Below are 18,402 nucleotides of genomic sequence, written 5' to 3' on the forward strand. Positions count from 1 at the left end.
CTTCTCCCCACTATACTCGACTTACTATTTCAGTAATGCGATAAAAATACAGCAAATTCCAAGCGCTAGAAAAAAGAGCTTCAAGAAAGAAATTTCACTTGCTACACTCGCTATCCCAATTGTCATTGTTAAAATTAATACGGTAGGTCCAACAAACGCCAACATACCATTTATAAACAACGCTTTCTTCGCATCATTCACATAAAGCATAAGCAAAGCAGCAAATATCTCCGCACTACCTGAAAATAATCGAAGTGCCCCCATAACAAGCACGGATGTTTCCATTGCCGCTAGCCACTGTTTCATTCTTCCACCTTCTCCCGTAACAGTTACTAACTTCGTATTCTAAAAAAGAATATATTTGTACAACCATATGCAGAGGTTGTCTATTTCAGAAGTAAAAACATAATTTTTCTCTAAAGTCTGAATTAGAATCTGAATATTCTTATTATTTTATGGTATATTATGGTATATTTAGTTTGAAAGGGGTTTAAACCATGCAGCACGTCACTTTATTACCACTAGATTTATGCTATACAAATGTGATTTTCGAGCTATCAAGTGATCCACATATAAAAAATGCATTGGGGATAACGGTAGAAAACATCGAAGACACGAAAACATTTCTTCTTTTCGCAATAGAAGAAGAGCGTCAAAAGAAATCCTTATCGAGAATGATTGTGAATGAAGAAAATGAAATAATTGGCCTCACCACACTTAAACATATTAATAATGAAAAAAAGCAATCTCACATTGGTAGTTGGATTGGCTATCCATACTGGGGAAAAGGCTATAACGAGGCTGCTAAAAAAGAAATCTTTAAAATCGCCTTTTTAGACTTACAACTTTCCTACGTATTTGCTGGTGCTAAAACGAATAATATCCGCTCACTAAAAGCACAAGAAAAACTACCCTATATTTCATTGCATGTGGAAAACAAGTTTCCAGACGAACACGCTGCACTAGAGAAAGAAGTAAGGTCACCTTGCTCTCTGCATGTCGTGTCACGTGAAAATTTTTTAAACTGGTTGAAATTACAGAATGAGGAGGAAAAATATGAAGGCATTGAAAATTAGTTTAACCGTTGTAGTAGAATTAGCTCTTATTTATCTTTTTTCATTATTAGTCGGTTGGTCATTTATAGAGACCTTTTTCCTTGGTAGTTTAGCAATATTTGCAATTATGTGGTTAATTATTATGAGTAACCATAGAAATAACATTACAGATCACGCAATAAGCAAAACATTAACTGGCGTTGAGACTGGCGAAATAAAACCATTTCAAATTGTTTTGACTCCATCTATTATGGGTACTCTTTCACTTGTTTTAGTCAGTTTTATAGTAACAGCTATTTACTATCTACCCTATTTCCTATAAAAAAACACTCGTGAATTATCACGAGTGTTTTTTTACTATGCACGAGAAACGTATTTACCTTCACCAGTGTTGATGATAAGCATTTCGCCTTCGTTAATGAAGATTGGTACTTGTACAACAAGACCAGTTTCTAATGTAGCTGGTTTTGTTACGTTAGAAGCAGTATCACCTTTAATACCAGGCTCTGTTTCTGTAACTTGTAATTCAACTGTGTTTGGAAGTTCAACACCAAGTACTTCGCCTTGGTAAGTCATAATTGCTACTTCCATGTTTTCTTTTAGGAATTTAAGCTCGCGCTCGATTTGTTTTTCACCAAGTTCGATTTGCTCATAAGTTCCGTTATCCATAAATACGTGAGCCTCACCGCTTGCGTATAAGTATTGCATACGACGGTTTTCGATGTGTGCTTTTTCTACTTTCTCACCTGCACGGAATGTTTTCTCTTGAACAGAACCTGTGCGAAGATTACGTAGTTTAGAACGAACGAATGCAGCACCTTTACCTGGCTTTACGTGTTGGAAATCAAGTACTTGCCAAAGGGCATTGTCCACTGAAATTGTTAAACCTGTACGAAAATCGTTTACTGAAATCATGTAAAAAAATCCTCCTGTGTATTACAAAATAATAAGTTCTTTTGGTGATTTCGTAATTACTTCATTACCTTCACTTGTCACAATGATATCATCTTCAATACGTACGCCGCCAATACCTGGAATATAAATACCTGGCTCTACTGTTACAGCCATACCTGGTTCAAGTACTGTATCAGAACGGAACGCTAAACCTGGTGCTTCATGGATTTCAAGACCTATTCCATGACCAGTAGAGTGTCCAAAGTATTCACCATATCCTTTTTCCGTTATGTAGTCACGCGTTAGCGCATCAGCCTCGCGACCTGTTAAACCAGCTTTAATACCGTTCACACCACGTAGTTGTGCTTCTAAAACGATATTATAAATTTCTTTTAATTTATCAGATGGTTCACCGACTGCAATCGTACGAGTAATATCAGAACAATATCCTTTGTAATAAGCGCCGAAGTCTAATGTAACGAAATCTCCTGTTTCTATCACTTTTTCAGATGCCACGCCGTGCGGTAATGCCGAACGAAGACCTGAAGCAACGATAATATCAAACGAAGAAGATGTTGCTCCTTGTTTTCTCATGAAAAATTCAAGTTCATTTGACACTTCAATTTCAGATACTCCCGGGCGAATGAATGATAGAATATGCTCAAAGGCAGCATCTGCAATCTGTGCAGCTTCCTTTAATATCTTAATCTCTGAATCAGTCTTTATCAAGCGTAACTTTTCTACAAGTCCAGAAGTCGGGATAAATTCAGCATCAATCGCTTCCTTATGCACTGAATAAGAACTATATGTAAGAGTATCTTGCTCAAAACCAAGTTTTTGAATTCCAAGCTCTTTCACTTGCTTTGCCACTTCATCAATGATCAATCCTGCGTGCTGTACAACCTCATATCCAACCGCTTGTTTACTTGCCTGCTCGACGTAACGGAAATCTGTAATAAATTGAGCACGATCTTTTGAAATAAGAACAACGCCTGCTGTTCCTGTGAAGTTAGCCATATATCTACGACTATGTTCATTTGTTAACAAAATACCGTCAATGCCAGCCTCATCAAATGCACTTCGTAATCTTTCAATTTTCTCCATTACTTTATGCCTCCCTCAATTTCTCCATTAATGCAAATAATGCTAACTTATAGCCATAAAAACCAAATCCTACAATTTGACCTGCACAAACAGCTGCCGTCACAGATTCATGACGGAACGATTCACGCTGATGAATGTTAGAAATATGTACTTCAATAACAGGAATCGAAATGCTCGCAATGGCATCACGAATCGCATAGCTATAATGCGTAAATGCTCCCGGATTTAAAATGATCCCTTCATATATATCTTCCGCTTCATGAATAATGTCGATAATGGCACCTTCATGATTCGATTGGAAACATTCTAACTCCACTCCCATTGTTTCTGCTTCTTGCTTCATATCTGCTTCAAGTGTCGCTAGCGTGCCCTTTCCATATACATTTACCTCACGAACACCGAGGCGATTTAGGTTAGGACCGTTTACGAGGAGTAACTTTTTCATATTCTTAAAACTCCTTAATATTAAATATCTATACAATATTTTAACATAGGAGTTACTTATTTGAATAGTTCGTCTTCTCTTGCCCTTCTTGTTCTGCTTTATTGCTATTTACTGCGTAAGAAACAGAATATGCTATAAACACACCATACAATATAAAAATACATATTGTCGTCACAATTGTCTCTTTTGGTAAATGGAGCGCACTTTTAATAACAGGAGCCATTAAACCCATCCCCAAAAACAGTAGTGCCCACCAAAATAGCCCATAAATAATTCCCGCTATAATCCCTTCAAACTTCGCAAAAAATGCTTTATACAAAAAGGCGATCAAAATTGAAAGAAGTCCCATACACACTATTCCGAACACATTGCCCCATACACCCTCTTTCCAACTTCCAAACGCAAATGGTAAAAGGAAATAATTCGGTCCCGCCTCCGTGAATGAAAATATATGAAGGAAATACCAGATCCCGCCCCAAAAGATTCCACCAAACAAACCAATCTGCACAAAATTCCTTGTTCCTAATTGTTCTTGACTCACATCGACACCTCCGCTCAATAGTATGCCCGAAACTATTTTGAAGCATGTTTAAATCCTGCGAAATTTGTCTATAAAAAGAATAAGAAATGTCCGACTCTCATAACATTTTCCCTTGTCATCTACTTGTATTTGCCGATAAAATAAAGGAAACTCGGTGATTGTCTTATTTCAAAACGACAGAACCCAGTATGACAATTGCCTCTTTTTCTACATAAGAGAGAAACAAATACAGGTTGGTGTTAACATGGCAGAAGAGTCAAAACAAATATATGGCGGGCAAGCGGTCATAGAAGGAGTTATGTTTGGCGGTAGAGAATATACTGTTACAGCGGTTCGTCGTAAAGATAAATCGATTGAATTTTATCGATTACCACGCGTTCGTAATAAAGTACTATCTACCCTAAAAAAAATTCCATTTTTACGAGGGATTGCCGCTATTGTGGATGCAAGTGCGAATGGAGCAAAGCATTTAAACTTCGCTTCAGAACGATTTGACGTCCACCCAGAAGATGATGAACAAATTGCAAATAAAAAAGAAGAACAATCAAAATTAACGATGGTATTAGGAGTTGCAGCTGTTGGCGTTTTATCTTTTATATTCGGTAAAGTCATTTTCACAGCAGTTCCTGCACTATTAGCTGAATTAACGAGACCGATTTTCCCATCTCATACTGGGCAAATCATTGTCGAAAGTGTCATTAAGCTCATGCTATTATTGAGCTATATATACTTTATTTCTTTAACCCCACTTATTAAGCGGGTATTTCAGTATCACGGTGCAGAGCATAAGGTAATCAATGCTTACGAGAATAACCTTCCTCTGACTGTAGAAAACGTTCAAAAGCAAACTCGTCTCCATTATAGATGCGGCAGTAGCTTTATTATATTTACAGTCATTATTGGAATGTTCGTTTATTTCCTAGTCCCTACAGATCCTCTTTGGGCACGAGTTATAAACAGAATTTTATTAATTCCGGTTGTACTTGGTATTTCTTTTGAAGTATTGCAATTTACAAATCGATTACGAGACATTCCCGTATTACGCGTACTTGGATATCCTGGATTATGGCTACAACTATTAACAACGAAAGAACCAACAGATGATCAAGTGGAAGTAGCAATTGCATCGTTTGAAGAATTATTACGTTTAGAGAACAAACAATAATTATTTAAAAATGGTGTTCAACTCCTTTCCTCATCGTTAATATACTAATTTCAATATATGTTTTTAGGAGGTGTCCCTTATGAACGGTCGTTCGTTTACTTTCGCTATATTTGTGCTTATTATCGGATTGGCAATATTCGGCCTTGTTTCATCTGTTATTACAAATCCCATGGGTGTATTAAGAAATATCGGGTACATGTTACTTGTTGTCGGTATCTTTTACTTGCTATACAAGATGTTTACAAATTCCAGTGGTTCCGCAAATTCGCAAAGCTCATATAAGCGTGCGGCAAAACAATCGAACCGCAAACATGGGAAACAAAATGTAGCACCCCTAGGCAATTCTTTCTTTAAGTCAAATACTTCTAATGACAAAAGTAAAAAAGGGAATTCTTCCACTTTGAAACGAAAAAGAAAACAGTCTCATTTAACTGTCATTGAAGGCAAAAAAAGCAAAAAGAAAGACCGTGCTTCCTTTTAGGAAATACGGTCTTTTTTTATACTTTGAAGCACTTCTTTTAAACTTTTCTCTCTCATACTTTCAATTCGAAGATGATGATTTTCAAACGGTAAATTCCGTGTCACATCATTAGGTACCACAACGCACGTTAATCCCGCTGCAACTGCTGCTCTCAATCCATTTAATGAGTCTTCAAATACAACAGCTTCAGATGGCTTAATTCCTAATTCTTCTATTGCAACTCGATAAAGAGCTGGATCTGGTTTTACCTTCTCAACATCTTCTCTCGTTTTAATTACTTCAAAATATTCTCGAATTTGTAGCTCTTCTAAAAAATGAATAACCCATTCTCTAGAAGAACTAGAAGCTAGTGCGATTTTTAATCCCATTTCTTTCGCTTCTTCTAAATATTCTTTTACCCCGTCACGAGCTTCTGGTATTCTCATTTTCTCTTTATGTAAAGTTGCCACTTTTTCTTTTAATACACTTTTGTTAAACTTCTCTTTTAATTGATCATTTAGATATGTATAAAGTACCTCATCTGTTGTTCCAATGCATTTCGCAAATTCCTCTAAAGGTAGTTCCCCGCCGTATTCACGAACAGCATCTCTGAAAGAGTGAAACCATATCGTTTCTGTGTCCACAATTAATCCATCAAAATCAAAAATAATTGCTTTCATAATTCTCCCATCCTTTTCGAATTGAAATAAAAAAGGAAACGCCATACGTTCCCCTTAATTACTTTTCTCTTCATTTGCTCTTTGAACACCGCGAAGTGTTTCCACTCGGACTGTATCTTGTTCAAAGTATTGCACTAAATCACCAATGCGATCAATCGCTTCCCAACTTAAATGATGTTCAATTCCTTCTACATCATTGTAAATTTTACTTTCATCCACACCGATAATACGCATAAATTGCTCTAGCAAGTCATGACGATATACGAGACGTTCTCCGATTTTTTTACCTTTTGTTGTTAATACAAGCCCTCTATATTTTTCATAAATTAGATATTCATCTTTGTCTAATTTTTGCACCATTTTTGTTACAGAGGATGGATGTACACTAAGCGCTTCAGCAATATCAGATACGCGGGCGTAACCCTTTTCATCAATCAACAAATAAATTTGTTCAATATAATCTTCCATACTAGGGGTAGGCATCGGTTTCCTCCATCCAAGTTCATTTTGCTTATTCCGTACGAAGCAATCAATAAAATGATACACCAGAAAGAATAACGTGACAAGTTGAAAACGAGCCTAAATATATAAAACAAAAAAGAATCTGTATTTGCATACAGACCCCCCTTAAGTAAAATATTGTATTTCTGCATTAGGAAAAAATTCATTTATATAACCTCTTATCGTTTCTTCCAATACTGCTGCATCATCCTTTTTATATACATATTTTCCGATGCCATATCGTCCCCATTTATACTTCCGCTTCTCTTCATCCATTTCAAGCTTCGTATTTGGATAACGCTCTTGAATAACCTTTTTCGCTGGTTTCGTAAAACGATGCTGAATTAATTCAAACGTTAAATTTGGTATCGTCATATCTTTCAGCGCATTGTACAGTCGCTCAAATAGTTCACGATATCCTTCTTCCCATCCTTCATGCATATAAAGTGGCGCGACTATAAAACCAAGTGGATAACCTGCACCTGCTACTTTACGTGCCGCCTCAATTCGCTCCTCAAATGGCGATGTCCCTGGTTCAAAATTTTTAATTACATATCGTGAATTTATACTAAATCTGAAACGAGTTTTCCCATTATGCTTTGCATCTAATAAATGATCAACGTGCGAATATTTCGTGACGAAACGTAAGCGCCCATATTCACTTTCTCCAATGAATTCAATCGCCCGCTTTAATGCATGTGTTAAATGATCAATCCCAACAATGTCTGATGTACACGCTGCTTCAAATCTTGTTATTTCAGGTGCCCTTTCATCCATATATTGCTTTGCCTTCTCAAATATTTCATCAAGATTGACATACACACGAACGTAAGGCTTACTCCCAAGTGTTGTTTGCAAATAGCAATAATGACAATGTCCCATACACCCTGTTGCGAGCGGAATTGCATATTCAGCTGACGGTTTTGACGTATCAAACTTTAGCGTCTTCCTTACTCCAACGACAAGTGTAGCCTTTGCATTACGATACTTTTGCAAATCATTTTCTCCTGGCAAATTTCTAATTTGATTATGTGATGTCGTTTCACGAATTTCTAATCCCATCTTCGTAAACTTCTCATAAAGCTCTTTTCCAAGCGGATATTCAAGTGCCTTTGGTTCAAAGTAAACGAGTTTTGGCATAAATGGTTTCATGTGCTTCCCTCCCTCTCGTTAGTATGGGAAACGTTGAAAAATTAACACGCATTAAAGTTTTCCACTTCAGTAACTTGCCTTGCAAGTTACTGAATGTTATAATTTGGATAACAGCTACCTTGCAACGCAAGTTACCTGAGTAAAAGGTGGTGAAATCATGCACAGCCAAATGTTAAAAGGTGTATTAGAAGGTTGCATCCTATACATCATTTCACAAGAAGAAGTGTACGGATATGAACTGAGCACAAAATTAAATAAACACGGATTTACATTCGTAAGCGAAGGAAGCATCTATCCGTTATTATTACGTATGCAAAAAGAAAAATTGATCGAAGGCACATTAAAAGCTTCCTCACTCGGTCCAAAGCGAAAATATTATCACATAACCGATAAAGGATTAGAGCAGCTTGAAGAATTTAAACAAAGCTGGGGAATGGTTTCAACTACGGTAAATAACTTATTACAGGGGGAGTGATAGGGATGAATGCACAAGACATGATTGAATTGAATAATAAAAAACGTGAGCTTCTAACACCTGAAAATGAAGTTGCTTATAGCGATATGTTAGTTTATCTTCGTTTATCTAACGTGCCAGAGCAACAAATGGAAGAACTGTTACTAGAAATATTAGATCACCTCATCGAAGCACAAGCAGAAAATAAAAACGCTTATGACATCTTTGGAGATAATTTACAATCTTATTGCGATGAACTTATATCAGCTTTACCAACTCAAACAAAGTTAGAAAAAGCCTCTTTAATTGGATTTTCTATTAGCTTACTTCTTGCTATACAGTTTGGCATAAATGCAATTATTTCATTTTTTATGTTTTTCTTTGAAAAAAACAATACATTATCAAGTCCGCCTTTTAGCATCCTTGGAACTACTTTGTCTGTTTCAATAATTATACTAGGTATACTATTTATTTTATATTTATTAAAGCGTTACTCCTTTAATCAAAAAATAAATTGGAAAAGAAGAATTCTATTTGGATTCGCATTTGCTACTCCATTTTGTTCCGCTGTATTCTTAAATATTTATTTCCAAAAGCAACCTTATCTCATTTATCATCTAAACTTTTGGCAAAATGCTTTAATTGCTATCTTATTTTTTATTTTATATAAATTACTATATAAAAAATCAAATTTTTAACAGCCCTTCAAAAGGCTGTTTTTTCTTCTGTCTAATTTTACAAATTGAAAAATTTCATAAAGAAAATAAGAAAAATGCAAAATAATTAAAGTTAATTGTTGACGTGATGCTTTTATTATCGGTATCATAAATCTTCGTGAGCAATTATTTTTCGTTATACGATTTTTTTATTATTACTGAATTTTTGAGAGGAGAAATTAGATGTCAGTTAAGAAGAAAACGCAAGTACGCACCGGCAAAATGGTACGTGAACTAATGTTAGCAGACGAAGATGTAAATGCTTCGCTAATTATGGTATATAGTGAAAACGGTGTAAACGCAGAAATTAAAATCGAGGGCTTAACGCCGAAATGTAACGAAGAATTATTTTTGAGCGGAAACGTGGATTGGAACAAGAGTGTTATTTATAAAATTGTTGATTTCACTGGAAACGCTGAAGTTGGTAAAGTTACATTAACAGCGATGAACAAAAACAATGTTTCTCTAGAAATTGAACGCGTTATGTGGAGTAAAGAAAATAAAGAAGCTGCCGAGCAAGAAGAAACACAGGTAAAAGCAGCACCGAAAAAGGAAGTAGTTGTAGAAGCTCCAAAAGCAATTACGCCTGCTCCTAAGCCTGTTACGCGTGTGGAAACACCTGCTATGGCACCTAAGCCTACTCCGGTACCGACACCGAAGCCAGTAAGCGTAGAAGCAGCTGTAGAACTAGTTACTCCAGCGCCTGTGAAAAAAGCGGTCCCTACTCCAGTTACAAAGCAAGAGACAGCACCGGTTGCTCCTGCAAAACCGAAGCAGCCTGCTTTGACTGAAACAAATTCAAAACTACAAGAAAATTATGTTAAACTCGTGAAAAAGACAATTGAAGTTTGTCAAGATTACGAGCTTGGCATCGACATAGATGATTCTATTGAAAGCTTAAAAGAAGAACTACAAAGCCAAGGTATTAGCGTTACATTTGACAAAGAAATTATGGACGTTGTAAATCGCCTTCGTTCTTTACAAGATAAAGGAATCAAAGTAGAAAAAGTACTTAATTTACTATAAAAAAATAAGAGGTGGCAATTGCCATCTCTTATTTTTTATAATTCCACTCATTACTTTCATACTTTTCTTTCGCTAACGTTTGAACTTCATGTAACTGTTCTTCTGTTAATTCATATGGAACAAGTTCTACATCCAATCCTTTTTCAAAGCCAACTTCAAACGCTTTAATTAACTGTTCTATCGTAAATGTACGGTCTGTTAATTCATTAATTGCTACTGCTTTAGAAGAGAACATACTCTTCATGCGTTCCTTCACACGTTCATTTGGGAATAAAAATAGATCATATAGTTCATCTAAATCAATTTCTAATGGAATCGATCCATGCTGTAGAATAACACCTTTTTGACGCGTTTGAGCACTACCAGCAATTTTTCGTCCTTCCACTACAATTTCATACCAAGATGGTGCATCAAAACATACGCCGGAACGTGGATTTTTTAAATTTTCACGATCTGCTTCTGTTTTTGGAACTGCATAATATGCTTCTAACCCTAATGCCTTAAAACCATCTAATAAACCTTGCGAAATAACACGATACGCTTCTGTAACTGTTTTCGGCATATTCGGATGATCTTCAGACACAATAACACTATACGTTAACTCTTTGTCATGTAGTACACCCCTGCCGCCTGTTTGACGACGAACGAATCCATATTTCTTTTCGTTAACTACATCCATATTAATATCTTTTTCAACACGTTGAAAATACCCAACTGTTAATGTTGGTACTTCCCATTCATAAAAACGAATTGTTGGTGGCATTTTCTTTTCACTTTGCCAATTTAATAAACATTCATCTAACGCCATATTAAATGCCGGTGAACATTGACCAGAGTTAATATAACACCATTTTTCTTTTCCCATCCTGCACCTCATATAACCAATTATTTTTCACATTCTCTAGTCTACCAAATTCGACAAAATTTGTGAAAGAATACGAAATTTCTTCTTATATGCAAATGAATCTGTTGCATAAATACATAAGGGCATTATAATATTGAAAGTAGGATAAGAAAAAAGGGAGCGATAGAATCGTGTCAACAACTTGGATTATTTTATTAGCCGTAATCGTAGCATTTATCGGCTACACTGTATGGATGTACTTCTATCAGAAAAAATTAATTAAAACTCTTACAGAAGAAGAATTTCGCGCTGGCTACCGTAAAGCACAGCTTATCGATATTCGTGAAGCAGACGAATATAACGCAGGGCATATTTTAGGTGCACGTAACATTCCGTTATCACAAATTCGCCTTCGCCATAAAGAACTTCGTCAAGATCAACCTGTTTACTTATATTGCCAAAGCGGATTCCGTACAGGTCGTGCAGCGCAATACTTAAAAAAACAAGGCTACAAAGATTTCTACCAATTACAAGGTGGATTTAAATCTTGGACAGGCAAAATTAAAAAGAAATAATAACATACAAAAAACTAGCTGAATAAATCAGCTAGTTTTTTCATTTCATCTTATTCGCAATGTATAATAAATTCTGCTTGATTACCTTTTCATCGTTCTCTTCTACATTCCGATACAGCAGTTGATATTCAATTCCTTTCTCTTTCCATATAAGCGTAGCAAATTCGTCACCACGTTCATAATCATCTTTATTTTTAAAATAAGCAGACGTTCCATTATTCAGTTTCATTTGTTCTTGAAATCGCTTCTCTTCCACAAGATCCGGAAAACTATAAGGAAAGTTCGCGACATTTAACTCAATATACTCATTTCTACCTGGTTCTTTCTGTTTATATTTAATCGTTAAGACAGTGTTCTTTTTCCCAAGCGTTCTTACTTCCCCCTTCACATCACTTGTAATATCGTACGGTAAAAACGTTGGAACTTTAAACTTCACCGGAAAATATTTTGGAAGTTCCTTTAGCGGAATAGGATCCGTAACACGATCCATAGCTCCTCCCGTTGTTCCCACAAAGTGTTTTTCTTCTTGCATCGTTTGCTGAAACGAACACGAACTAAGCACGAAACTAGAAAACACGAAACAAATGATTCTTTTTTTCAATTTGTTTCCGCCCTTTCATATCGCTCTCTTAACGAACGAAGCGTTGATATTCTCTTCATATTCGCTTTGTCACCAAACTCCACCTTTGAAAACTTTCCACGTTATTCTCACACATTTTGACAACACTTTTTGCAAACAAAAAAGACCCCTATCATTCTTACGCCCAAGTGAAAAGGTTACGCGAATAAAAAGAAGTCTTATTAATACCATAGTTTGTGAAAAGCTTTTCAGGTCAAGATTTTTTCTTTCTTATTATTTTCCCTTTATAATAAGGGAAAGAGGTGATACATATGGCCAATATAAAACAAATTGCTAAAACTGCTGGTGTATCGATATCAACTGTTTCTCGTGTCCTGAATAATCACCCTTACGTAAAAGAAGAAAAGCGTAAGCGTGTTCTAGATGCTGTTGAAGAATTAAACTACGCAAAAAATATAAATGCTGTCCATTTAATAAGAGGGAAAACATATACAATTGGCGTTATGCTTCCTTTCATTAACCTCCCCTACTTCAGTACGATTATTGAAGGAATCGGAAACGAAGCGTTATTAGCTGGGTATCATATTAATTTATGTCAAACGAATTACGATAGCATTGAAGAAATTCGTGTTCTTGAAATGATGAAAATGAAACAATTTGATGGGATGATTATTTGCTCCCGAACGAGCTCTTGGGAACAAATCGAACCTTTTGCAAAATTTGCCCCTATTATTTCATGTGAAAAAATGAAGCATCCCCTCATTTCATCCATCTACGTAGATCATTATGAAGGTTTCCGTCTTGGTACTGCCTATTTACTAAGTAGAGGCCATGAAAAAATCGGAATTTGTTTAGCAAGAAAAACAAGTGTAAATTCCATGGAGCGCGAAAAAGCGTTCGCCGATACACTTCGTAACGAAGGGAAAACGTTGCATCCTGAATGGATTTTCCACCAATGCTATACAATGCAGGACGGAGCACAAATACTCCATCGTATTTTAAATATGAAAAATCGTCCAACTGCTATTTTCACAGCGAACGATCAAGTTGCAGCTGGTTTATTAACAGAGGCTCGAAAACATGGTATTCGAGTACCTGAAGACCTTGCTATCCTTGGATTTGATAATCATGAAATTTCAAAGGCATTAGAAATTTCCACAATTGAACATCCCGGTCTCGCAATGGGCTCACATGCTTTTTCTTTATTCCATAAGCAGATCCAAAGCGAGCAAATTGTCGGCAGTGCAAAAGAACTTTCATTCCATTTAATTGAGCGAGAGACTGTCTAAAAAGAGCGTTACTTATAACGCTCTTTCTCAGCTCTTCACCTATTGACTTTATATTTCCCATCTCATATAATGAAACTAACGAACGGTAGGTAGGGGATGAAAATGACAGCAAACCGCATTAAAGCTGTAGCACTTTCTCATTTCGCACGCTACGGCTATGAAGGAACTTCATTGGCAAATATTGCTCAAGAAGTTGGGATTAAAAAACCATCGATTTACGCACACTTTAAAGGAAAAGAAGAGCTATATTTCATATGCTTAGAATCTGCTCTTCAAAAAGATTTGCAGAGCTTCACAGGCGATATCGAAAGCTTTTCCAATTCGTCCACTGAAGAATTGCTTTTAAAATTATTAAAAGGGTATGCAAAACGATTTGGTGAAAGTGAAGAATCAATGTTTTGGTTACGAACTTCTTATTTTCCGCCTGATGCATTTCGCGAACAAATTATTAATAAAGCAAATGTACACATTGAAAACGTCGGAAAACTTTTATTCCCTGTATTTAAAAGAGCAAGCGAACAAGATGAGCTGCATAACATTGAAGTAAAAGACGCCTTAGAGGCTTTTCTATGCTTACTCGACGGTCTTATGGTTGAACTATTATACGCAGGTTTAAATCGTTTTGAGACACGTTTAGACGCTTCTTGGAAAGTATTTTGGCGCGGACTTTCAAACTGACGGATTGCTCCTTTGCAATGCGTCGTTTTTAAGCCCTTTACCTAACGACTGGTAGGAAGGAGAAATGACATATGGCATGGATTTATGTAATCATCGCTGGTATTATTGAAATATTTTGGGTGATTGGACTAAAAAAAGCAGAGGCACCACTTGAATGGGCTGGTGTTGCTCTATTAATTACAATTAGTTTCGTCTTATTATTTAGAGCTTATAAAGATTTACCTGTCGGCACTGTATACGCAGTCTTTACAGGAATCGGAGCTGGTGGAATCGTTCTTACAGAGATTTTCATCTTCGGAGAACCTTTCTCTATCGTAAAAGTTTTATTAATCGGTTTAATCTTCTTCGGAGTAATTGGTTTAAAACGAGTAACAGAAGAAAAAGAAGCGAAGGAGGCCGCATAAAATGGCTTGGGTATTTTTAATTCTAGCTGGTATTTGTGAAATTATTGGTGTACTCTTTATGAAAGTAGCCACTGAAAAGAAAGGCTGGGCACCAAAAGTTATTTTAATCGCTAACTTCGGCGTAAGCTTCTTCTTCTTATCTCTTGCGATGAACACATTACCGATGGGAACTGCTTACGCAATTTGGACTGGAATCGGAACTGCCGGAAGTGCACTTCTAGGCATTCTCATTTTCCGAGAATCAGCGGATTGGCGTCGTCTTGCTTTCTTAAGCTGTATTCTATGCGGCGCTGTTGGCTTAAAACTATTAAGCTAACGAGAGGTGAATGTCATGTGGAAAGAACAAGGAAAGAAAATATTAGCATGGATCACACTTGGTATCGTCATTCTATTACAAATAAGTTTTCATATAATAGAATCATTGTTTCATAAAGTATTATCCATTCTCACATTCCTTCCTAACATGACAATTGAAATGATATCAATTGTTTGGTCCATTATCGCCTCCATTGCAATCGTCATTATATGGAGTATCGCCAAACTATGGAATAAGTTATTAAAAAAGGACAGTACTTCTGAAAAAGAGTAACTGTCCTTTTTTATATTCATTCAGACTTTCTGTAGAAGTTAGATGTGATAAGACAAAACAGACCAACTATGGCAATACTTATACCAACCCTTTTATGTAAACTTGGAAATAACGGTGGTATATCCGAGTAAACATTTGCTAATATGAGACCGATTGAAAATAAAAATATTCCTATTCTATATAACCATTTTCTTTTGTTCATCATTCTCCCCTCCTAACATTTTTCATACACTCCTTTCTTTTGGACATACTACCTAAAAAAGGAGTGGATAATATGCAAAATTCTATACATAAGCAAATTCTATTTTTATTTTTCCTCTTTCTTATTCTCGTTATCGTTTTCAGCTTTATATTACATACTCCAAAAGATGTACCAAATAGCGTTTCTTTTTATAAACTACTGCTCTCGTATTGTCGTTATTGAAGAAGGTGCCTTTTTTAAGGCACCTTTTAAAATTCTCTTTTTTCATATATTTTTACTGAAACAAAGGTAGATGCTATGAACATGCACATGGAACTAATGAATAACAAGCTGTTGTATAGTTGAATTTGTTCTAAGTTAATTTGAAACAAAGCTTCTAAAACAACTATCGGTGCCATGAATATTACTATCGTAATGAAAATGGTTTTCTTATACCCTAGCCAAAAGGATATTGGTAAAACAAAACTTAAATACAATAAAATAAAGCTAATACTAGCAACCATTGTCGTTTCAATAAATTCAAATAAGTTAACCCCACTCTTCATTCCCATCGTGAAACAACCGACCGTTACACTTATAAAAAGAATAATAATTGCTACTATATATTTCGCATACACAATTTGTTTTCTCAATATTGGTAAACTATTTACTATAACTTCACTCTCATTTTTACTATCTGCTTCAAATGTTTTTACTGTTGCCCCAATTGTAATAATTAGTGACATAATTATGAACAGATTTTCCGTATCTGTTAAGGCCATATAAAAGAAAACAGGATACAGTATGTACCAAATTAAAAATTTCCATTGAATGATGAAATCTTTTAAAATTAGTTGCTTGATCATGTATTACCCCTCCTAATATGAAAATGCCCCTTCTATAACTCTGCCTCCTGAAACATTTTCATTGAGAGAAACATTGATATGACTATACTTACTAACACTCCAATACCAAGAACACCCATTGCTAGTGTAGCCTCTTGAGAGTGGAGTACTTTTAGCATAATTGTTTTATCACCAAAAATATTGCACATAAGACCAATCATACCCATTAAAGGAAAAAACATACTCAAATTTAAGACAGTAATAACTTTATATCCCCCAATGTAATTAGTCGGTATCGTTACTGCACAATAAATCAAAGTTGCTACTATTGCTGAAAATATTGCATACCCAGGCATAACTATATCTCTGTTCAATAAAATATTTCCTAATATTACGACTATAAAAGTTACACTCAAACCAGCCATAATAAATAATGAACTTGCAATATATTTAGCTATAACTATCTCTGTTCTCGTTATAGGCAAACTCACTAACACTTTTTCTGCTTTACTTTTCTCGTCATAATAAAAAGAAATATATATAATCGTACTACATGTTATAAATACTCCTATTGCAATCCCCATTGGTTCGACGGAATCCTTAAAAATAGATAAAATGGGTATTAAAAAATAGAAAGGAAACATCTTCTTCTGTAAGAAAAACTCCTTCAAAATCAATTGTTGCATATAAATTCTCCTCTCTATAAATCACGCGTTTCATAAATTTTAATTGTAAGAAACATAGAAACGATATAGACACTAGCTAATATCATTCCTCCAACTATAAATACACCAATATGTACTGGATTCATAATCCACTCACTGAATGAAGATGTTGTTTCATACAGCCCATCACTAATAAATATCCAAAGAATTACACCCACTCCTATTGATGCTGCTGATCCTATACTTCTTACTACCTTCGATTTTGTACCATAATAACTAGGGAAAAACGTGACAACAAAAAATGTGGCATAAACAGCTCCATTTATGACTTCATACCATGGAATTTCAATGTATAGATTAGGATGATATACACCGATATCACTAATAACCACAATACCCCTTATAAGAAAAACAACTAACATCGTAGAGAGAATGGCACCAACAATGAATATTGCACAGGAAATATATCTAGCAATTATGATATCCTTTCGACTTACCGGTAAACTATTTATAACAATGTCACTTTTATTTCTTTCATCCATAACGGTTAACGTCATAACCGATGAAAAGGTTATAAATAGACAACTCATTGGAAATAACAATTCACCACTTGCATCTAACATAAAGAACAAAAGGGGCATAACAAGATTCACTAACCAAATTACCCGAAAAAAGAACAAATCTTTATATACGAGCTGACGCATAGGCACCTCTCCCTTTCGCAGTGTAAACGATAATGTCATCTAATGTAGGCTTTTCTAGTACAACCTCATTTCCAAACCAATCGATAATTGTTTGTTTATCCTTCGCTAAACCTTCAAAACCAAATTTATTTTTTCGTAATCCAACAAATAGTTCTTTTCCTTCTCGGTCTAATAAATCATTACTTCCTTTTACGATTACGTAGTTCTCCATTAAGTCTTCTTTTTCACCAGTAAATATAATTTCTCCATCGTTGATAAACGTAATATAATCTGCAATGCGCTCTAAATCTGTTGTAATGTGCGTTGAGAATAATACGGATACTTCATCTTCCATTACAATTTCTTGCAACATATCAAGTAATTCACTTCGAACAACTGGATCTAACCCTGCTGTCGGTTCGTCCATAATAATAAACTCTGCGTGGTGCGAAAGTGCGATGGCAATCGCAAACTTCATTTTCATCCCTTTAGATAGCTCTTTAATTTTTTTATACTTTGGAACTTGCAATCTATGCATATACGATTGATACTGCTCTTCGTCCCACTTTTTATATAACGGTGCAATAATACGCTTCATTTGTTCACACGTTAAATCTTCGTAATAATGATTTTCATCATATACAAAACCAATATTTTGTTTTATGTCCTTTTCGGCTTTCTTATTGTCTTTGCCAAAAATTTTTATATCGCCGCTATCTTTTCTAATTAAATTCATAATCATTTTGATCGTTGTACTTTTCCCAGCACCATTGGGTCCGACAAACCCCATAATATATCCTCGTGGTAATGCAAAACTTATATTTTTCACTGCAAAATCTTGATAACTTTTACAAACATTTTTTAGCTCTAACATCT

Annotated in this window: 28 protein-coding genes; 13 read left to right on the top strand and 15 right to left on the bottom strand. The window is 35.4% G+C overall.

Annotated features, from left to right (window positions below):
- Positions 1-24: 24 nt before the first annotated feature.
- On the bottom strand, positions 25-306 hold the full coding sequence (locus GD442_RS20255) for a YqhV family protein (protein ID WP_000816050.1): 282 nt from the start codon (positions 304-306) through the stop codon (positions 25-27).
- A 191-nt stretch (positions 307-497) separates the two neighbouring features.
- Here GD442_RS20255 and GD442_RS20260 point away from each other — a divergent pair, with 191 nt between their 5' ends.
- Entirely contained in the window at positions 498-1,076 is a 579-nt protein-coding gene (locus GD442_RS20260; RefSeq protein WP_001164986.1) for a GNAT family N-acetyltransferase, read from the top strand.
- Entirely contained in the window at positions 1,057-1,377 is a 321-nt protein-coding gene (locus GD442_RS20265) for a hypothetical protein (RefSeq protein WP_000645572.1), read from the top strand. The genes GD442_RS20260 and GD442_RS20265 overlap by 20 nt, the downstream gene beginning before the upstream one ends.
- A 35-nt stretch (positions 1,378-1,412) precedes the next feature.
- Here GD442_RS20265 and efp read toward each other — a convergent pair whose 3' ends face one another.
- Genes efp through GD442_RS20285 form a run of 4 tightly spaced genes read right to left on the bottom strand, consistent with a single transcriptional unit; the run spans position 1,413 to position 4,039 of the window.
- Positions 1,413-1,970 (bottom strand): elongation factor P, encoded by a 558-nt coding sequence (efp, locus tag GD442_RS20270; protein WP_000626516.1) that lies wholly within the window; start codon positions 1,968-1,970, stop codon positions 1,413-1,415.
- 21 nt (positions 1,971-1,991) lie between these two features.
- A complete protein-coding gene (pepQ, locus tag GD442_RS20275) occupies positions 1,992-3,053 on the bottom strand; it encodes a Xaa-Pro dipeptidase (protein ID WP_000411040.1) in 1,062 nt (353 codons plus the stop codon).
- 4 nt (positions 3,054-3,057) lie between these two features.
- Positions 3,058-3,498: a type II 3-dehydroquinate dehydratase gene (gene aroQ / locus GD442_RS20280; protein WP_000735140.1), complete on the bottom strand. Its 441-nt coding sequence runs from the start codon at positions 3,496-3,498 to the stop codon at positions 3,058-3,060.
- A 52-nt stretch (positions 3,499-3,550) separates the two neighbouring features.
- Positions 3,551-4,039, bottom strand: coding sequence for a YqhR family membrane protein (locus GD442_RS20285; protein WP_000076881.1), 489 nt, complete (start codon positions 4,037-4,039; stop codon positions 3,551-3,553).
- Positions 4,040-4,283: 244 nt separating this feature from the next.
- Here GD442_RS20285 and GD442_RS20290 point away from each other — a divergent pair, with 244 nt between their 5' ends.
- A complete protein-coding gene (locus GD442_RS20290) occupies positions 4,284-5,204 on the top strand; it encodes a DUF1385 domain-containing protein (protein WP_000807121.1) in 921 nt (306 codons plus the stop codon).
- 79 nt (positions 5,205-5,283) lie between these two features.
- Entirely contained in the window at positions 5,284-5,685 is a 402-nt protein-coding gene (locus tag GD442_RS20295) for an SA1362 family protein (RefSeq protein ID WP_001014463.1), read from the top strand.
- On the opposite strand, the gene GD442_RS20300 is transcribed toward GD442_RS20295, so the two are convergent.
- The 3 genes from GD442_RS20300 to splB form a co-directional block, all read right to left on the bottom strand.
- On the bottom strand, positions 5,682-6,344 hold the full coding sequence (locus tag GD442_RS20300) for an HAD family hydrolase (RefSeq protein ID WP_025687934.1): 663 nt from the start codon (positions 6,342-6,344) through the stop codon (positions 5,682-5,684). The genes GD442_RS20295 and GD442_RS20300 overlap by 4 nt on opposite strands.
- A gap of 54 nt (positions 6,345-6,398) precedes the next feature.
- Positions 6,399-6,827 (bottom strand): transcriptional regulator MntR, encoded by a 429-nt coding sequence (gene mntR / locus GD442_RS20305; protein ID WP_001143085.1) that lies wholly within the window; start codon positions 6,825-6,827, stop codon positions 6,399-6,401.
- Between the two features lie 144 nt (positions 6,828-6,971).
- Complete coding sequence (splB, locus tag GD442_RS20310; RefSeq protein WP_000802107.1) at positions 6,972-7,997, bottom strand: spore photoproduct lyase; 1,026 nt, start codon at positions 7,995-7,997, stop codon at positions 6,972-6,974.
- Positions 7,998-8,154: 157 nt separating this feature from the next.
- Between splB and GD442_RS20315 the strand changes: the two genes are divergently transcribed.
- From GD442_RS20315 to GD442_RS20325, 3 genes are all read left to right on the top strand, one after another.
- Positions 8,155-8,472: a PadR family transcriptional regulator gene (locus tag GD442_RS20315; protein ID WP_000556078.1), complete on the top strand. Its 318-nt coding sequence runs from the start codon at positions 8,155-8,157 to the stop codon at positions 8,470-8,472.
- A 5-nt stretch (positions 8,473-8,477) separates the two neighbouring features.
- On the top strand, positions 8,478-9,149 hold the full coding sequence (locus GD442_RS20320; protein WP_000993580.1) for a DUF1129 family protein: 672 nt from the start codon (positions 8,478-8,480) through the stop codon (positions 9,147-9,149).
- A gap of 201 nt (positions 9,150-9,350) precedes the next feature.
- A complete protein-coding gene (locus tag GD442_RS20325; RefSeq protein ID WP_000111902.1) occupies positions 9,351-10,193 on the top strand; it encodes a hypothetical protein in 843 nt (280 codons plus the stop codon).
- 28 nt (positions 10,194-10,221) lie between these two features.
- Here GD442_RS20325 and GD442_RS20330 read toward each other — a convergent pair whose 3' ends face one another.
- A complete protein-coding gene (locus GD442_RS20330) occupies positions 10,222-11,058 on the bottom strand; it encodes a lipoate--protein ligase family protein (protein WP_000514081.1) in 837 nt (278 codons plus the stop codon).
- Positions 11,059-11,228: 170 nt separating this feature from the next.
- On the opposite strand from GD442_RS20330, the gene GD442_RS20335 reads away from it, so the two are divergent.
- Positions 11,229-11,612: a rhodanese-like domain-containing protein gene (locus GD442_RS20335; protein ID WP_000108653.1), complete on the top strand. Its 384-nt coding sequence runs from the start codon at positions 11,229-11,231 to the stop codon at positions 11,610-11,612.
- Between the two features lie 40 nt (positions 11,613-11,652).
- Here GD442_RS20335 and GD442_RS20340 read toward each other — a convergent pair whose 3' ends face one another.
- Positions 11,653-12,189: a hypothetical protein gene (locus GD442_RS20340; RefSeq protein WP_033666640.1), complete on the bottom strand. Its 537-nt coding sequence runs from the start codon at positions 12,187-12,189 to the stop codon at positions 11,653-11,655.
- Between the two features lie 314 nt (positions 12,190-12,503).
- Here GD442_RS20340 and GD442_RS20345 point away from each other — a divergent pair, with 314 nt between their 5' ends.
- The 5 genes from GD442_RS20345 (at position 12,504) to GD442_RS20365 (ending at position 15,152) form a co-directional block, all read left to right on the top strand.
- A complete protein-coding gene (locus GD442_RS20345; RefSeq protein WP_001273985.1) occupies positions 12,504-13,481 on the top strand; it encodes a LacI family DNA-binding transcriptional regulator in 978 nt (325 codons plus the stop codon).
- Positions 13,482-13,577: 96 nt separating this feature from the next.
- The gene (locus GD442_RS20350) at positions 13,578-14,159 is read left to right on the top strand and encodes a TetR/AcrR family transcriptional regulator (protein WP_002005730.1); all 582 of its coding nucleotides are present in this window, start codon (positions 13,578-13,580) and stop codon (positions 14,157-14,159) included.
- Between the two features lie 71 nt (positions 14,160-14,230).
- Positions 14,231-14,563 (top strand): DMT family transporter, encoded by a 333-nt coding sequence (locus tag GD442_RS20355; protein WP_000312339.1) that lies wholly within the window; start codon positions 14,231-14,233, stop codon positions 14,561-14,563.
- A gap of 1 nt (position 14,564) precedes the next feature.
- Positions 14,565-14,879, top strand: coding sequence for a DMT family transporter (locus GD442_RS20360; RefSeq protein WP_000312623.1), 315 nt, complete (start codon positions 14,565-14,567; stop codon positions 14,877-14,879).
- Positions 14,880-14,894: 15 nt separating this feature from the next.
- On the top strand, positions 14,895-15,152 hold the full coding sequence (locus GD442_RS20365; protein WP_000265429.1) for a DUF3975 family protein: 258 nt from the start codon (positions 14,895-14,897) through the stop codon (positions 15,150-15,152).
- Between the two features lie 16 nt (positions 15,153-15,168).
- Here the strand turns inward: GD442_RS20365 and GD442_RS20370 are convergent, their stop codons facing one another.
- The 5 genes from GD442_RS20370 to GD442_RS20390 all read right to left on the bottom strand — a co-directional run bounded on the left by GD442_RS20370 (position 15,169) and on the right by GD442_RS20390 (position 18,400).
- Positions 15,169-15,357 carry a hypothetical protein gene (locus GD442_RS20370; protein WP_002164431.1) on the bottom strand — a complete coding sequence of 63 codons (189 nt, stop codon included), beginning with the start codon at positions 15,355-15,357 and terminating at the stop codon, positions 15,169-15,171.
- A gap of 245 nt (positions 15,358-15,602) precedes the next feature.
- Entirely contained in the window at positions 15,603-16,196 is a 594-nt protein-coding gene (locus GD442_RS20375) for an ABC-2 transporter permease (RefSeq protein ID WP_079998907.1), read from the bottom strand.
- A gap of 35 nt (positions 16,197-16,231) precedes the next feature.
- A complete protein-coding gene (locus GD442_RS20380; protein WP_001186550.1) occupies positions 16,232-16,864 on the bottom strand; it encodes an ABC-2 transporter permease in 633 nt (210 codons plus the stop codon).
- A 14-nt stretch (positions 16,865-16,878) separates the two neighbouring features.
- Complete coding sequence (locus tag GD442_RS20385; protein ID WP_001249555.1) at positions 16,879-17,547, bottom strand: ABC-2 transporter permease; 669 nt, start codon at positions 17,545-17,547, stop codon at positions 16,879-16,881.
- On the bottom strand, positions 17,528-18,400 hold the full coding sequence (locus tag GD442_RS20390; RefSeq protein WP_000891311.1) for an ABC transporter ATP-binding protein: 873 nt from the start codon (positions 18,398-18,400) through the stop codon (positions 17,528-17,530). The genes GD442_RS20385 and GD442_RS20390 overlap by 20 nt, the downstream gene beginning before the upstream one ends.
- Positions 18,401-18,402 lie beyond the last annotated feature (2 nt).

The organism is Bacillus sp. A260, assembly GCF_009861435.1.
GTDB classification, from domain to species: Bacteria; Bacillota; Bacilli; order Bacillales; family Bacillaceae_G; genus Bacillus_A; species Bacillus_A cereus.

Excerpts from the sequence above, each read along its gene's own strand:
- GD442_RS20255 (WP_000816050.1), bottom strand. The coding sequence starts at position 306 with ATGAAACAGTGGCTAGCGGCAATGGAAACATCCGTGCTTGTTATGGGG.
- GD442_RS20260 (WP_001164986.1), top strand. The coding sequence starts at position 498 with ATGCAGCACGTCACTTTATTACCACTAGATTTATGCTATACAAATGTG.
- GD442_RS20265 (WP_000645572.1), top strand. The coding sequence starts at position 1,057 with ATGAAGGCATTGAAAATTAGTTTAACCGTTGTAGTAGAATTAGCTCTT.
- efp (WP_000626516.1), bottom strand. The coding sequence starts at position 1,970 with ATGATTTCAGTAAACGATTTTCGTACAGGTTTAACAATTTCAGTGGAC.
- pepQ (WP_000411040.1), bottom strand. The coding sequence starts at position 3,053 with ATGGAGAAAATTGAAAGATTACGAAGTGCATTTGATGAGGCTGGCATT.
- aroQ (WP_000735140.1), bottom strand. The coding sequence starts at position 3,498 with ATGAAAAAGTTACTCCTCGTAAACGGTCCTAACCTAAATCGCCTCGGT.
- GD442_RS20290 (WP_000807121.1), top strand. The coding sequence starts at position 4,284 with ATGGCAGAAGAGTCAAAACAAATATATGGCGGGCAAGCGGTCATAGAA.
- GD442_RS20295 (WP_001014463.1), top strand. The coding sequence starts at position 5,284 with ATGAACGGTCGTTCGTTTACTTTCGCTATATTTGTGCTTATTATCGGA.
- GD442_RS20300 (WP_025687934.1), bottom strand. The coding sequence starts at position 6,344 with ATGAAAGCAATTATTTTTGATTTTGATGGATTAATTGTGGACACAGAA.
- mntR (WP_001143085.1), bottom strand. The coding sequence starts at position 6,827 with ATGCCTACCCCTAGTATGGAAGATTATATTGAACAAATTTATTTGTTG.
- splB (WP_000802107.1), bottom strand. The coding sequence starts at position 7,997 with ATGAAACCATTTATGCCAAAACTCGTTTACTTTGAACCAAAGGCACTT.
- GD442_RS20315 (WP_000556078.1), top strand. The coding sequence starts at position 8,155 with ATGCACAGCCAAATGTTAAAAGGTGTATTAGAAGGTTGCATCCTATAC.
- GD442_RS20320 (WP_000993580.1), top strand. The coding sequence starts at position 8,478 with ATGAATGCACAAGACATGATTGAATTGAATAATAAAAAACGTGAGCTT.
- GD442_RS20325 (WP_000111902.1), top strand. The coding sequence starts at position 9,351 with ATGTCAGTTAAGAAGAAAACGCAAGTACGCACCGGCAAAATGGTACGT.
- GD442_RS20330 (WP_000514081.1), bottom strand. The coding sequence starts at position 11,058 with ATGGGAAAAGAAAAATGGTGTTATATTAACTCTGGTCAATGTTCACCG.
- GD442_RS20345 (WP_001273985.1), top strand. The coding sequence starts at position 12,504 with ATGGCCAATATAAAACAAATTGCTAAAACTGCTGGTGTATCGATATCA.
- GD442_RS20350 (WP_002005730.1), top strand. The coding sequence starts at position 13,578 with ATGAAAATGACAGCAAACCGCATTAAAGCTGTAGCACTTTCTCATTTC.
- GD442_RS20355 (WP_000312339.1), top strand. The coding sequence starts at position 14,231 with ATGGCATGGATTTATGTAATCATCGCTGGTATTATTGAAATATTTTGG.
- GD442_RS20360 (WP_000312623.1), top strand. The coding sequence starts at position 14,565 with ATGGCTTGGGTATTTTTAATTCTAGCTGGTATTTGTGAAATTATTGGT.
- GD442_RS20365 (WP_000265429.1), top strand. The coding sequence starts at position 14,895 with ATGTGGAAAGAACAAGGAAAGAAAATATTAGCATGGATCACACTTGGT.
- GD442_RS20370 (WP_002164431.1), bottom strand. The coding sequence starts at position 15,357 with ATGATGAACAAAAGAAAATGGTTATATAGAATAGGAATATTTTTATTT.
- GD442_RS20380 (WP_001186550.1), bottom strand. The coding sequence starts at position 16,864 with ATGCAACAATTGATTTTGAAGGAGTTTTTCTTACAGAAGAAGATGTTT.
- GD442_RS20385 (WP_001249555.1), bottom strand. The coding sequence starts at position 17,547 with ATGCGTCAGCTCGTATATAAAGATTTGTTCTTTTTTCGGGTAATTTGG.
- GD442_RS20390 (WP_000891311.1), bottom strand. The coding sequence starts at position 18,400 with ATGTTAGAGCTAAAAAATGTTTGTAAAAGTTATCAAGATTTTGCAGTG.